Below are 14,400 nucleotides of genomic sequence, written 5' to 3' on the forward strand. Positions count from 1 at the left end.
AACCTGAATTATTTAATTAATAATTAATAATTAATAATTAATAATTATTCGGTAAATTTTATCCCTCAATAAAGAGCAAAAACTTGATACAAAAAAATAAGAAATTATAATTAATATCCTCTATTTATAGCAAACATTGACCAAATTGTATAATCTTATTTTATGGGGAAGTTAATATGAATACAAAAATTAGCTTTTAGTTTAAAAATAACTAATCAAGCGAACCAAATATAATAAATATTTTTGGTCAGGAAAATTATTAGAAGTAAGATAAAAAATGAATCAATATATTTCTACTAAAGAAACTTGTCTTGCTGTAAATTTATCACTTTTTTCCCAGGAATAGGACAAATATTTTCAGACACTAGATACTGATAATTTGTAGCTGTCTATTTTAGGGGTTATACCAAATTAATATGAAGTTGCATAGAATAAAATTCTAATCAGAGTTGACTGTAGATAAAGACAGGCAAGTTAATGAATTCATAATTCTGTGCAGCCTCACATAAAAATAGCAGTTATGTTATGAATGAAGTATAGTATCTTTGTTATTCCTGCATAGTAATGGTGAGAATATACATTTTTTTCCTACACTCCCCACACTTCCAATACCATTACTATGCACCACCATCGTATCTTTTTCTCTGCCTTATTCCCTATTGCCTAAAATCCAAAATTTTTGTATCTCACCAAGGGTGAGAATTGCTATATATATATGTTTAATAGCCTAAATTTAAGTCCGAAAAAAATTATCCTAATGCTAGGACTAATCATATTTGGATTAATTTCTACATTAGCCTTCAATAACTCAATTAAAAATTACCAAATTATGAAAAATCAATCTATAAATTCTCAATTTGTTATTGAGAATTTATCACAGCAAATACACAGTAATAACCAATGGATAATTAATGCTACTCAAGCTCAAAAATTAGCGACACAAGGGGCAACAATTTTAGATGCTCGTTCTTGTGAAATTTTCAACCGGAAAAGTTTAGCAGATGCCACTTGTATAAGCTGGAAAGAATTTTCTCAGGATCAATTACCATTTAAGGGAAAATTACTCACAGATGACAAAATTTTGACAGAAAAATTACAGGCAATTGGCATTTATAATGACAAACCAGTAATAGTATTTGGCGACACCATAAATGGTTGGGGAGAAGATGGTAGAATAGTTTGGATGTTACGCACTTTAGGACATCAAAAAGCCTTCTTAGTTGATGGTGGTTTTGCTGCCTTAGTAAGAGCAGGTTTTCCTAAAGTTAATTTGGTTAATAATACTTCCTCTGTTAGAGGTGATTTTGTTGTTAACCGCAACAAAAATTGGCAAATTAGCCAGAATGAATTAAAAGCAAACTTAGAAAGTAATATTCTAGTAATTATTGACACAAGAGAGCTACGAGAATATCTTGGAAAAACACCTTATGGAGAAGAACGTGGCGGTCATATTCCGGGAGCAGTTCATATCTATTTTAAGGATTGGTTAGATGATAATGGAATGTTATTATCACGAGATAAAATTTTAGAAACGTTGACAAAAACAGAAATTACTAAAGATAAAAATGTTGTGACTTATTGTACGGGTGGAGTACGTTCTGCTTGGTCTAATTCTGTATTAGTAGATTTAGGATTTCAGGTGAAAAATTATTCTGGTTCAATGTGGGAATGGTCGGCTAGTGATGCAGATATTTATGATTTGGTAAAAGTAAGAAGGAAGAAGTAAGAAGGAAGAAGTAAGAAGGAATAAATATTAAAAAAAAAGATAAAAATGATAGAGATAGCCGTCTAAAATGAAAAGGTTGGATAGAAAGTTATTAAGGGCAATGTTACAAGAAAATGGTATTATAGCGTTTTTCACTTTTATAGGTTATAGAATACACAACTTCTACCTTCTGCCTTAAAACCAGGGTCTCTGTAGTTTAACTAAAGGAAAACTGCTACAACTTATAGACATAGCTAACAAAAAGAATTTAGAGAGATTCTATCTAAGGTTTATAAAAGAGTCTCAGAAAAATTTATTTAATTCTTGAAAACATCTAATTTTTATTGTAGAATAATCAACGCAATTTTCAAGTAAAACTAAAATTTAATTTTGTATACATTATGTCTAAAGAATTATTTGAAGAATTATTTCTAAATTCACAATCATTAATACCTGATTTTACACAGGTATTAGGTGAAATTATTCCAGAAGTAATTAGTGTAGTGGAAAATTCACCTGAAATTCCTCAAAATATTATAGAGATAAATAATTCTCAAAATAATAATGATGAAATTTTAATTAAAAATCATAATCAGTTGATTTCCGCGTCCCAACTTCCCACAACAAACGACCCAACTCTAGAATTTTCTGACTTAATAGGAGGTAGTAACCTAGAAGAAGGAACAGGAATAACTATTGATAATCAAGGCAATACTTATATAACTGGTAGTACCAACTCTATAGACTTTCCAGTTACTTCAAATTCCGTACAAAATAGCTTTGGTGGAGGTGATGAATTTGGGAATGGTGATGCTTTTGTTGCTAAATATTCCCCTGACGGAACTCTAATTTATGCCACATATATAGGTGGAAGTGGTCAAGATTTTGGCACAGATATTGCTGTAGATATAACTGGAGATATTTACGTTACAGGTAATACTAATTCTTTTGACTTTCCGACAGTAAATGCTCTGCAAAATACCTACGGTGGTGGTGAATTTTCTGGTGATGCTTTTGTGGTTAAATTATCTAATGACGGTAGTAATATTCTTTATTCTACTTATTTAGGTGGACAGGATAACGATTTTAGCAGTGGTATTTCTGTAGATAATAATGGAGATGCTTATATAACAGGAGATACTGGTGCTACATTGCGTTTTCCAATTCAACCTATTGTTGGAGTTGGTAATTTTCCGACTACTGAAAATGTTCTACAAAATACTCTAATTAGCGAATTTAACCGAGATGCTTTTGTGAGTAAAATATCTACCGATGGAAGTCAGTTAATTTACTCAACTTTATTGGGTGGAAATGACACAGAAGTAAGTCAGGATATTACTGTAGATAATAATGGTAATGCTTATATAACTGGTGAAACTCGTTCCTTTGATTTTCCAACTGCAAATGCAGTACAAAATACTATAGGAGGAGATGCAGATGTATTTATTACTGAAGTTAATAGTGATGGTAGTGACCTAATTTTTTCCACTTACTATGGTGGGGTGGATGGAGATGTTGGTAATGGTATTGCTGTAAATGATGTTGGTAATATTTATGTAGCAGGAAATTCGGGTAGTCAAATTATTGGCGGTGATGCAGTAGTACCTCCAGTTGGCGAATTTCCCACTTTTAATGCTTTGCAAGATACTTTTAGTGGGGGTGAAAGTGATGGAATATTGATTAAGATTAACAGCGATCGCTTGGTTGAATATGCTACTTACTTAGGTACGGCAGACTTCGACTCTATTGAGAGTATAGATATTGATACTGGAGGAAATAGTTATATTATCAGCAATAACAATTTTGCTAATACTGTCGTGAGTAAAATATCTAACGATGGTCAATTTATAGACTATTCTATTCCCTTCCGGATAAATGATAATCTTGGTCTGTTTGGTAATGATATTGCAGTAGATGAAATTGGTAATGCTTATTTTGTAGGTTTTACTATCCCTACTTTTCCTCTAGAACCTTTTCTGGAAGTTAGTCAAGTTGTTAATGTGGATACAATAGATGATGCTTTTGTTACTAAACTCGCTGCCAATAATTCTGCTCCAGGTATTCCGTCCTTTGTTCCTCCTCCTAATATTCCTGAGAGTTTCAACGAAAATATCTATTTAATAGAAAATCCTGGTGTAGCGAATGCTGTGGCAAACGGTTCATTTATTAGTGGGTTTGAGCATTGGTTAGAGCTTGGCTTTTTGGAAGGACGATCGCCTCAGTTTGCTTTTGATGAGCAATTTTATCTGATAACTAACCCAGGAGTTGCCAATGCTGTAGCAAATGGTATTTTTATTAATGGGTTAGAACACTATATTAGGTTTGGTCAAGCAGAAGGTCGTTTAGCTATTGCTTAGTTTAAGATGGGTAGAGTTAAAAATTTTGATGATTGACTCTACCTACTCTCATATAGTAATTCCCATTTATGAGTGAGGTAAAAAATTATTTAAACCTGATTCCTAACTGCCACAAAACAAAAATATTACAATTTAAATAGGATTGCTATACTAAGATGCTAAACCATAATATATCCAGTATAATAATATATAAATTATATTAGGAACCCCAGAAATTAGAATTAATCGAGAGAGTAATTATCTTAGCTGAAAGGTTACTTCGACTTAAGGCAGAGGTATTTTATATCCCATAACTAAACCTTACCAATTGATAATTATAGAGAGTTTTAATTATCCACTCTTCATTGTTCATTATCAATTAATAATATTTCCTTATCTTCAATTACGTTACGGTTTTAACTAGAGGTAATTATCCATGATCAGTTAATGAAAGGTTTCCTAACTACTGATTTTTTTAGATGACTCAAATATATTATCCTCCCGTAGCTAAAGCTGACGGATCTCCCAACTACCGATTTTGTTTTAGATGACTCAAATATATTATCCGCGTGAAAAGCAACTTAAGTCTTTAGTCGAAAAATTATCTATTCCTGAGCACAGTTCAATTAAATGGAATTTGCTAGACTTGGCTTTAACCCACTCTACAGTTTCATCAACACATAACTATGAAAAGTTAGAATTTGTAGGGGATGCAGTAGTGCGACTCGTGGCTGCTGAATTACTGTTAGAAAATTATCCTCATTGCCCTGTAGGAGAATTTGCTGCTATTCGTTCGATTTTAGTTAGCGATCGCTCTCTAGCACAAATCGCCAATAAATATGGATGGGGTCGCTATTTACTGGTATCCAAAAGTGCAGCAGGCGATAAAGCTGGAGAAGAGTCTCGACTAGCAGATTCTTTTGAAGCTGTTTTAGCTGCTCTTTATTTAAGCACCCATAACTTAGAATTAATCCGCCCCTGGCTAGACGATCACTTTGAAAGGTTAATTGCAGAAATTCGCAGCGATCCTGCCCGCCAAAATTATAAGGCAGCTCTCCAAGAATGGACTCAAGGTCACTACAAAACACTACCAAATTACAAAGTTCAGGAAGCAAATAAGATTCATGGCGATCGTGGACGTTTTTTGGCAGAAGTTTGGTTTAAAGACAAGAAACTTGGTGTAGGTAAGGGACCATCAATTAAAGCTGCAGAGCAAGCCGCAGCAAAATCTGCTTTAGATTTCTTACAGGAGTCGGGAACAGAGAATATAAAACAGGAAAAGAGGACGAAAAAAGATTAAAATTTTCACTTTTGTCAGGGGTCTTTGACAGAAATTGACAAATCAGAATTTTGAACAGTTAGATAAAAAACTTTAGTATTCGACATATTAATACCAATTAATTTTTAAAGATGTCACAAATGGTTTCAAACTTTAAACGTGAAATAATACTAAATCTTGTTTAGATGGGAGATTTATTCTAAAAGTAAGGCAGAAGGCAGAAGAGTTACAGAGGAATTTGAAAAATAATATGCATTGATAACCGGATTTGGTATAATTTCCTGAAGTTACTGTATAGTCAAAGTTTTAAGCCTATAAAATCTTACTTTTGACTTTTGTACGGGCGTTTCATGTCGCGTAGCGAAATGGCCATTCGCCCTTACGACTTTTAACTTCCGTGAAACGGTATAACCTGAATGTGATAGGGTTAAAACACCAGTCAACGCCAATTCATATCAGCTCAACCTTTTATATTTAAACTTATGGAAATAGGAATTGTTATATTTGGTGCAGGTCGTTGGGGAGTTCACTTAGTTCGGAACTTCCTTAATCATCCTCAATCTCGCGTTATTGCCGTAGTAGATCCTCATCCAGAACAGTTACAGGCAATTCAAGAGCGGTTGCAATTGGACAAAGATATAGCCTTAGTAGAAGATTGGATAGAAGCTTTGGAATTACCAGGAATAAAAGCTGTTGCGATCGCAACTCCAGCTTCTACCCACTACGAGATTATCAGTGCTGCTCTGAAAAAAGGTTATCACGTTTTTTCAGAAAAGCCTTTAACCCTTGAATATTCAGAGTCAGTTGCACTATGTAAATTAGCCGAACAACAACAACGTCAACTTTTTGTCGATCACACTTACTTATTTAATTCCGTTGTACAAACAGGGAAAACTATAGTCACAGAAGGTAGGTTAGGAGAGTTACGTTATGGCTATGCTACACGGACTCATATTGAACCTGTGCGCCCAGATGTTGATGCGCTATGGGATTTAGCAATTCACGATATTTGTATTTTGAATGCTTGGTTGCAGGAAACACCTGTGGAAGTACAAGCAAATGGTACAGTCTGGCTCCCCCAACAACCGCCACAGTCAGATTTAGTTATGGCTAAACTGACTTATCCTAGTGGTTTTCAAGCTTTTTTACATCTGTGTTGGCTTAACCCTGATAAACAACGTCGTTTAGGAGTAGTCGGTAGTCAAGGAACATTAATTTTTGATGAAATGTCAGCCGAGCAACCTTTAGTTATTCAGCATGGTCATTTAGAGTATTTGGGCGATCGCTGGAAAGCAGTAGATGTTAGTCAGGAAGTTGTAGCTGTTGAAAAAGCTGAACCTTTAGCTCAAGTGTGCAATGAATTCTTAAATTGTGTGAGTCAGAATACTGCTTCACAAATTTCTTCTGGTTGGGTAGGTGCTAAATTAGTAGGAATCCTCTGTGCTTTAAATGATTCTCTTGAGCAAGGAGGAAAAACAATCAGATGTGACCAATCTTAAAATATTGACATACTGCCGACATTAGACATTATGTTTTGGTGGCAACAGAGAATCTTTATACCAGTTCAAAATCTAAAGTGTCATGGAGCAAGACTAAGTTTCGTGGTCATATTTTTGATAGCCTGATTTCTAGCTAATTTCTGTAGAAATATACAGTTTTTCCTCAGATGATATTATTTCTTTAATTGGCATAGTAATATTAACTGTAGTTCCATAATTTATGCCTTTGCTAGAGAGTTTAATATCACCATTCATCATTTCCATTAGGCTGCGAGAAATAGCTAATCCTAATCCATTGCCACCAAATTTACGGGTTTTTGTACCATCTACCATGACAAAAGGTTGAAATAATTTATCCTGTTGTTCTAAATTAATACCAATTCCCGTATCTTGAATTGTAACTAAAACTTCATTGACTTTCTGACCCTGACAATCCATTAAATAATTGGTATTTTCACAAATACTTGATTCATTATATTTGAGGATAATAGAAATATTAATACTACCTTTTTCTGTAAACTTAATTGCATTACTAACAACATTTTCAAACACCTGTTGTAATTTTTCTATATCAGCGTTAACAATTATTATTTGTGGAGGGAGATTTAGTTTTAAAAGTAGAGATTTTTGTTGAATATTACCTTGAAATGAATCTACTGTCTCTTGTAATAATTTAATAATATTAGTATCCTCAAATATCATCGATAAAGTTCCTGAATCAATTCTACGGATATCTAGGATATCATCAATAATTCTTAGCAAATGAATAGCCGAATCATTAGCTTGTTTTAAGAAATCTATTTCTTCTTCCCTAGTATCACAAAAACCATCATAAACTAATTGCAGTGAACCAATGATTCCGTTAAGTGGAGTTCTTAACTCATGGGAAATATTCGCCAAAAATTCACTTTTTAACTGGTTAGCAACCTGAGCTTCTTTGGAAGTTACTTCTAGTTGATAAGCCCACTCCTTTAGCCTCTCTACCATCTTCTGTAATGAAATTGCTAGTTGATTAAACTCACGAATTTTTAGGTTTCGAGGTACTGTATTGGGAGAGTCTAAATTATTAACACTAAGAGCATAGTCTCGTAGTTTTTCCAAAGGACGAGCTAAATCACGAGCCAAATAAATAGTTGCTATGATACTAGCAGCAACTAAACCTAAAACTAGAATAATTAGCACCTTTTGAACTTGTCTAAGACCAGATAAAGCAAAATCTATAGGTGTAATTGCTAAAACAATCCACTGATTATCATTATCTCTATCTATAGGACTAGGAATAGCAACATACCCTGCTAAAAATTCATTATCTGCTGATAATTTAAGTCCTAACAATTCAGGCAATATCTTTTTTAGTTCATCAATGATTTCTCTCAAAGGATTTTTACTTCTATCATTCCCTCCTTTTCCACTTGAGATATCTGTTTCTTCAAAAGAAAATATGTGGGCAAAATCCTTTTTACCTTCCTGTGCACTTCTGATGATATTTTTTAATCTCTCTGCATCTGGCCCTTCAGAAATATTACGTCCCAGTCTACTAGGGTCTGGACTAGCCAATATCGTACCTTTATAATCAATTACTACAGTTGAACCTGTGAGTGACCCTCTTTTTCTATTAGTTTGCATTGGTAAAACTGACTTGATACTCAAGGCATACCGCAATTTTCTTTCCCCAGCTTCAGGAAGATATACTGGTACACTTAAACCTAAGCTAACCTGTGTTTTTTGACTGACTTCCTGATGATTTGATTTGCCCTCTGAGATTAAGTGTTCTGGCTTTATATAACTCATGTAAATATTTGAGTTATTGCTGATAAGTTGTTTCTGCTGTTGAGGCCATATATTTTCTGATAAGGAATGTATTGATTCAATACCACAAGTATTCGCGACGATTTGCTCAGTCTGTAAGTTACTTAATTGAACGCAACTTACCTGGCTAGATAACATTTTGTATAACTGTTCAATATAACTTTGATACTCTTCAGTGGTACCAGATTGAAGTACATAGCTTTGGCTGGCACTAACTAAATTCGATTCCAGGGATTTTGCCCATTGTTGAATATCTTCTGCTTTTCTATCTGCGCTTTCTTTCAGGTTTTGGCGAGCAGTGTCTAGAAGAGTAGAACGTGCTTGTCTGTAGATTACATACTGACCCAGTATTAATACTGGTACAGTAAGTAGCAATATTCGTGATAGTAGAATCCTGCGAAAAGAGGATTGAACTGGTTTAATCATAACATTTTTTACCGACAATTTTGGTTTAGATAAATGTCCTAAAAGGACAGCTTTGTGTTATAATAGTGATCGTATAAATACTTATCTTTGTCCAGGCTTAAGAAAAGGCTATTAAAAAACAACCAGGAATGAGTTATTTCATATATTTACTCTTCCATGGTATATCGTACTTGACTATCTTGACTGCATAGAGTAAAATTACTAACCTCGAAAAAACATTATGTTCTACTCTTAAATCAATAATCTAGTTTGATGCCATAACTTAATTTCACCTTCTATCCCAGGTATTTGTTAGATACTTTGTTTCGGCATTGAAGCTCGATCAATTCAAACTGTTCATGGGTTAGATTACTGGTGTATGCTTGACTTATAGCTCTCACACTATACTTTATTTTATGTAATTTTCCTTCATCATAGTTTACTCTGTGTGAGATTTTTAAGTGTCTCTTCTACTTTTCAAAAAGCCCCTAGTTATGGTTCGCCACAATATTTTAATTCATAGTTTGATTTACCAACGCCATTTTTTTCTATAGGAGAAGGGAGAATAAAAAATCCGGCCTTGTCTAAAGTGTGAGGCAATTGAAATTTCTTAACAGTAATGACGACTGCAAAGTCAAATAGACAAGTAATAAGGTTTCATGGAAGTCATGCATTCGTGGATCGAGTGGGTAATTCTGAGGTCTCCATTTCCTGGGGAAACGCTGCGTGAAGAGAATGTAAAACACACATCTGATACTCATGCATTTAAAAGTAAGAGTTTATAGGCTCAAAATTTTGACACGCTCAGTAATTTCACGAAATTATTTCACCATTTCAGTATAAGACAATTAGGGTAGCCTAAGTTAATGAAGTTGGTATAATTAGCGAATAATTAAGGTCTAAAGCCTCTCCTTTTAAGGAGAAAAAGCGGTCGAGAGATGGCAAGGTTTCCCGCTCTTAACAGAGTCGCTCCGCTTTTGATGTCGGCGACAGCCGTTAACGCGCGTTGTGCGCTAGCTAAACGCCATATCCAATCGACCAAGAGAGCTGTCGTTTAGCTGGCGCACAAGTTTCCTATCGGAATGGTAGCGCAAACGGACTTCGGCTATCGCCGACTTTGAATTGTGGAGCTTTCTGTAGAATGAGATGGAGTTTACCGTTCCGCACAACGAGGGTTAAGGCTGCGCGACATATTTGCGGAGCATTCCGTCAGGAAAAAGCGGAGCGGCTCTGCAAGAGCGGCTTTCCCTTCCTTCCGGGACCATAGGCGTTTTCCTACGGAACATGGAAAGCGGAGCTTTGAGCTAGTAAACGCTGTATCCAATTGACCAAGAGAAGAAAAAAAATCATTTTTCTCAATCCTATCCGTTTTAAGAAGAGGTAATGATTAATTGTTAATTATTGAATGTTCCTTTGAAATAAAGGAATTGGAATAGTTTTATGTTAAAGTATTTCTTAACCTTGGTTGTCAAAATACAACTAATCAAAAATTTTTCTTGAGTATAACCTAAACATTTGAGAATATTAATCAAGCAAAAAATTAGTTTTGGGTGAAGTAGGTTGACAAAACTATTTGTGCATTTACCGAAATATTGTGGTTGAAAGCCTCCCCTTGGATAGGGGATAATAAATAAAAAATTTCCTGTTCGTCAATCCTATCCGTTTTCAAGGAGAGGTAATTCTCAATTCTTAATTCTCAATTCTCAATTCTTGAATAATCGCCTATATTACTTTTGCCTCTTGCCTACTTCCTCCAAATATTCAATTAATTCTGTCCAGATAATAATTTAATTTATTTAGAGCAAATTATCTCTAAAGAGTATAAAAACACTCATCAACAAGTAAAAAAAAATCCACTCTCATAATTAGTTATTATAGCCGTAATCTACTATTTAGACTCTATACATAATTTTGATTTTCAATTTCAAATTAGAAGTAGTTCAGAATTCTTATCTTTTAGAGTAACTTTCCACATTCATTCCACAGAATTTCCACAAGTAAGTTCAATTTTTTCCACAGATTAAACAGGATTTTCCACAGAGTTCAACGACGTCATAATACTCTTGTAAATGAATTGGGGATTTTGTTCAGTCAAAGGTAAATTCCTTCACATTGGCCTGTTTTGATGAAGTTTTGTAACAAAAAAAACGATGAAATACTGATTATTTCGTAAATCTTTTATTTATTGAAAGTAGGTTGTAATATTTCTCAACATTGACAAACCTACCCCCTCTTAATGCACAATGATGCGACATTGGTAGTTCAGAGTTAGTGGTTAATGGCCACAACTAGGGACTATGAAGAAGAAAAAATATTATAGAGAACCCTACTAAAGATGAACGTAAGCGTTAGTATTCTGGCTGAAATTCCTGAAGCACTGCACGAATCCCTTAAAATCTACTTAGAAACCCACCCCGACTGGGATCAAGACCGTGTGTTTTCAGCAGCTTTGTCACTATTTTTGTTACAGAATGGAGATAGCGGTACACCAGAAACATCTCCTTACTATCGGCAAGCTGCCAGAGTTTACCTAGAAACCCTTTTCCAACATCATGTATAGCAGAAGTCAGTAGGGGCATTTTGCTCCGCAAGATGTTTGCGGAGCATTCCGTAAAAAAAAGCAGAAGTTCTATATCAGTAAATGGCCATTCACCCCTGTATTGGCACTAAGGACTAAATTTGAGGGCTGGAGAATATCCTAGTGCAGGATAACGGGAATAAGTGACCAGTGACAAAATACTCAAAGCCTTACGAATCAAAACTTTTGACTTCCCCTCCCAGGAGGGGTTAGGGGTGGGTTGAATTCTGAATTCTGACTTCCGCGTAGCGGTACTAGTCGCCCTGCCGACTACTATGTAAGCAGCATTCTGAAAAATTGTATACAGTGGCCAACATAAGTCCACTAATATCAATGTTGCTAGTATTGTAGAACACTAAATTATGATGCTTAGTGCAACGGTGATAAAATCAGGTTGTAGGAGAATTTTACGAAAACAGAAGCCGACGCTAACTTTACAGTATGGCGTGGGAGTATGTCACAAATTCAATCTAAAATCGTGGTGAAATTCCGCAATTTTAACTTATAGCAGAACTGAATATTTAGTGAACAAATGACTGAAGTGTTAGATGTCTTAGTTGTGGGTGCAGGTATTAGTGGGTTGAGTTTAGCCCATAAGCTCACAAAATTAAGTAATAATTCACCCTTGAAGATTTTAGTTGCTGAGAGCCAAAACCGAGTAGGTGGTAATATCACAACAGTTTCTCAAGGAGATTTTCTTTGGGAAGAAGGTCCTAATAGTTTTTCTCCTACACCCGAACTGTTAAAGTTGGCTGTAGATGTTGGCCTCAAACAGGATTTAGTTTTTGCAGATCGTAAGCTACCTCGCTATGTTTATTGGAATGGTCAATTACTACCAGTGCCAATGAGTCCAACGGCGATGTTACAGTCGAAGTTAATGAGTGATGCTGGAAAGTTACGCGCCCTATTAGGTGCTTTAGGTTTTGTGCCACCTGCTTTGGGTTCTGATCTGTACCAGCAAGGCGGAGAAGAAACTGTATCCCAATTTTTCCAAAGACATCTTGGTGTGGAGGTGATGCAGCGATTGGTGGAACCTTTTGTTTCTGGTGTTTACGCTGGAGATCCTACTCAACTTAGTGCTTCTGCTGCTTTTTCTAGAGTAGCTCGAATGGCTGATATTGGTGGTGGACTTTTGGCTGGTGCTGTTTTGTCTGCTAAAAGAAATCCTAAGTCAAAAGTTGCTGAGAATCCAAATATTCCCAAGACTAAATCTGGAGAGTTGGGTTCTTTTCGAGGTGGTTTGGAGGCATTGCCAAAAGCGATCGCTACTTATCTAGGAGATGCAGTTAAACTAAATTGGCATCTCATTGGTATTCGTCGGACGGAACAACAAACTTATATAGCAGAGTTTTCTACTCCTAATGGTTCGGAGCAAGTAGAATCTCGTACTATTGCGCTGTCTACTCCTGCTTATGTTTGTGGTGAATTATTGAAACCTTTACTGCTGGAAATTGGTTCTGTTTTTGATGAATTTTATTATCCTACTGTTGCTTGTGTAGTTTTGGCATATCCTGTTTCTTCTATCAAGGCCAAGATAGATGGCTTTGGTAATCTAATTCCTAGAGGTCAAGGTATTAGGACTCTTGGTACTATTTGGTCTTCTGCTTTATTTCCTGGTAGGACACCTCCAGGATGGCAAGTTTTTACTAATTTCATTGGGGGCGCAACAGATCCGGAGATTTCTAAGTTAGATAGTGATGCTATCGTTGCACAAGTACATCAAGACCTTGGTCAAACTTTATTAAATCCAGATGCGGAACAACCAAAAGTTTTGGCGCTACATTTATGGTCTCGTGCCATTCCTCAGTATAATTTAGGTCACAATTCTAGGCTAGGTCAGATTAATCAAGGCTTAAAATCTTGGCCTGGTTTGTATCTGTGTAGTAATTATATTGGTGGTGTAGCTTTAGGAGATTGTGTTCGTCGTGGTACAGAAGTAGCAACTGAGATTTATCAAAGTTTGCAGACTACAAATTGACTTTTCCTAGGATTAAAGTTGTTAGGATTTTTAAGCGGAGCAAAATTGAAGGACTAATAACAAATTGATAAATATTTGCTACAAATAGCCAGGGTATTTATTAGAAGTCAGGTAGGGCATGCGTTAGATTGGGTATGTACTGTAGAGAGAGTTTTTAGATCGCAAGAGAAATTTCCCTTTTTTTGGTGCTAGGAAATAGAACCCTAGAGACTGTTTCATATAAAATCCAGTTATACAGTCATCGCAAAATTACTATCTCTTAATACAGATGTTCTATTGAATACGAATTTAAAAATTTAATAGTTCAAATCCAATATTCCTGCTGACTCCTCCGCGATAGAATTAACTAATTAGGGTTTGCTGAAAAAGTCTTATGTGAGGGTAGGAAGACCGAGTCACGAGGAATAGGAATTACAGAGCAAGTAGAATAGAGAATTGTCTGAAATTTTCCCGCCCTTGTCTAGTCAAAATGCCCATATTTTGAATTAGAGTAAGCGAAAAATAGCACTTTTTCACAGGGAAAAGGCTAAATAACTTACAGATAAAGGTTTTTAGAGTTAATTAGGAAGCCCTAATTACCAGGCTCCTATATCATGTCAAATCTGCTTGAATACTTATTATTATATAGTTGGGGTATATAGGAGAGTAGAGGAGATTGAATATTGAAGTATGGTTATAAACATATACTATTACTATGATAATCAGCTCCTAACTCTTCCTGGGCAAACTGCTAACCTGAGGTTGAGGTTGAGGGACTATTCATTAATTGATAATTGATAATGGATAATTGATAATTACCTCTGGTTAAAAC

Annotated in this window: 7 protein-coding genes; 6 read left to right on the forward strand and 1 reads right to left on the reverse strand. The window is 35.2% G+C overall.

Annotation, left to right across the window (positions count from 1 at the left end; genetic code table 11):
• Positions 1–829 precede the first annotated feature (829 nt).
• The 4 genes from ACP6PL_RS12665 (at position 830) to ACP6PL_RS12680 (ending at position 6,819) form a co-directional block, all read left to right on the forward strand.
• Positions 830–1,726 carry a sulfurtransferase gene (locus tag ACP6PL_RS12665; protein WP_426545621.1) on the forward strand — a complete coding sequence of 299 codons (897 nt, stop codon included), beginning with the start codon at positions 830–832 and terminating at the stop codon, positions 1,724–1,726.
• Positions 1,727–2,106: 380 nt separating this feature from the next.
• The gene (locus ACP6PL_RS12670) at positions 2,107–4,062 is read left to right on the forward strand and encodes an SBBP repeat-containing protein (protein ID WP_426545622.1); all 1,956 of its coding nucleotides are present in this window, start codon (positions 2,107–2,109) and stop codon (positions 4,060–4,062) included.
• 526 nt (positions 4,063–4,588) lie between these two features.
• A complete protein-coding gene (gene rnc, locus ACP6PL_RS12675) occupies positions 4,589–5,341 on the forward strand; it encodes a ribonuclease III (protein ID WP_426545623.1) in 753 nt (250 codons plus the stop codon).
• Positions 5,342–5,802: 461 nt separating this feature from the next.
• On the forward strand, positions 5,803–6,819 hold the full coding sequence (locus ACP6PL_RS12680) for a Gfo/Idh/MocA family protein (RefSeq protein ID WP_426545624.1): 1,017 nt from the start codon (positions 5,803–5,805) through the stop codon (positions 6,817–6,819).
• 129 nt (positions 6,820–6,948) lie between these two features.
• Here ACP6PL_RS12680 and ACP6PL_RS12685 read toward each other — a convergent pair whose 3' ends face one another.
• Entirely contained in the window at positions 6,949–9,054 is a 2,106-nt protein-coding gene (locus tag ACP6PL_RS12685) for an ATP-binding protein (RefSeq protein ID WP_426545625.1), read from the reverse strand.
• A gap of 2,314 nt (positions 9,055–11,368) precedes the next feature.
• Here ACP6PL_RS12685 and ACP6PL_RS12690 point away from each other — a divergent pair.
• Both ACP6PL_RS12690 and hemG read left to right on the forward strand, forming a co-directional pair.
• A complete protein-coding gene (locus tag ACP6PL_RS12690) occupies positions 11,369–11,593 on the forward strand; it encodes a DUF2811 domain-containing protein (protein WP_426545626.1) in 225 nt (74 codons plus the stop codon).
• Positions 11,594–12,143: 550 nt separating this feature from the next.
• On the forward strand, positions 12,144–13,589 hold the full coding sequence (gene hemG / locus ACP6PL_RS12695) for a protoporphyrinogen oxidase (RefSeq protein WP_426545627.1): 1,446 nt from the start codon (positions 12,144–12,146) through the stop codon (positions 13,587–13,589).
• Positions 13,590–14,400 lie beyond the last annotated feature (811 nt).

Origin of the sequence: Dapis purpurea BLCC-M126, from assembly GCF_050015975.1 — a bacterium.
In the GTDB taxonomy this organism is placed as follows: domain Bacteria; phylum Cyanobacteriota; class Cyanobacteriia; order Cyanobacteriales; family Microcoleaceae; genus Trichodesmium.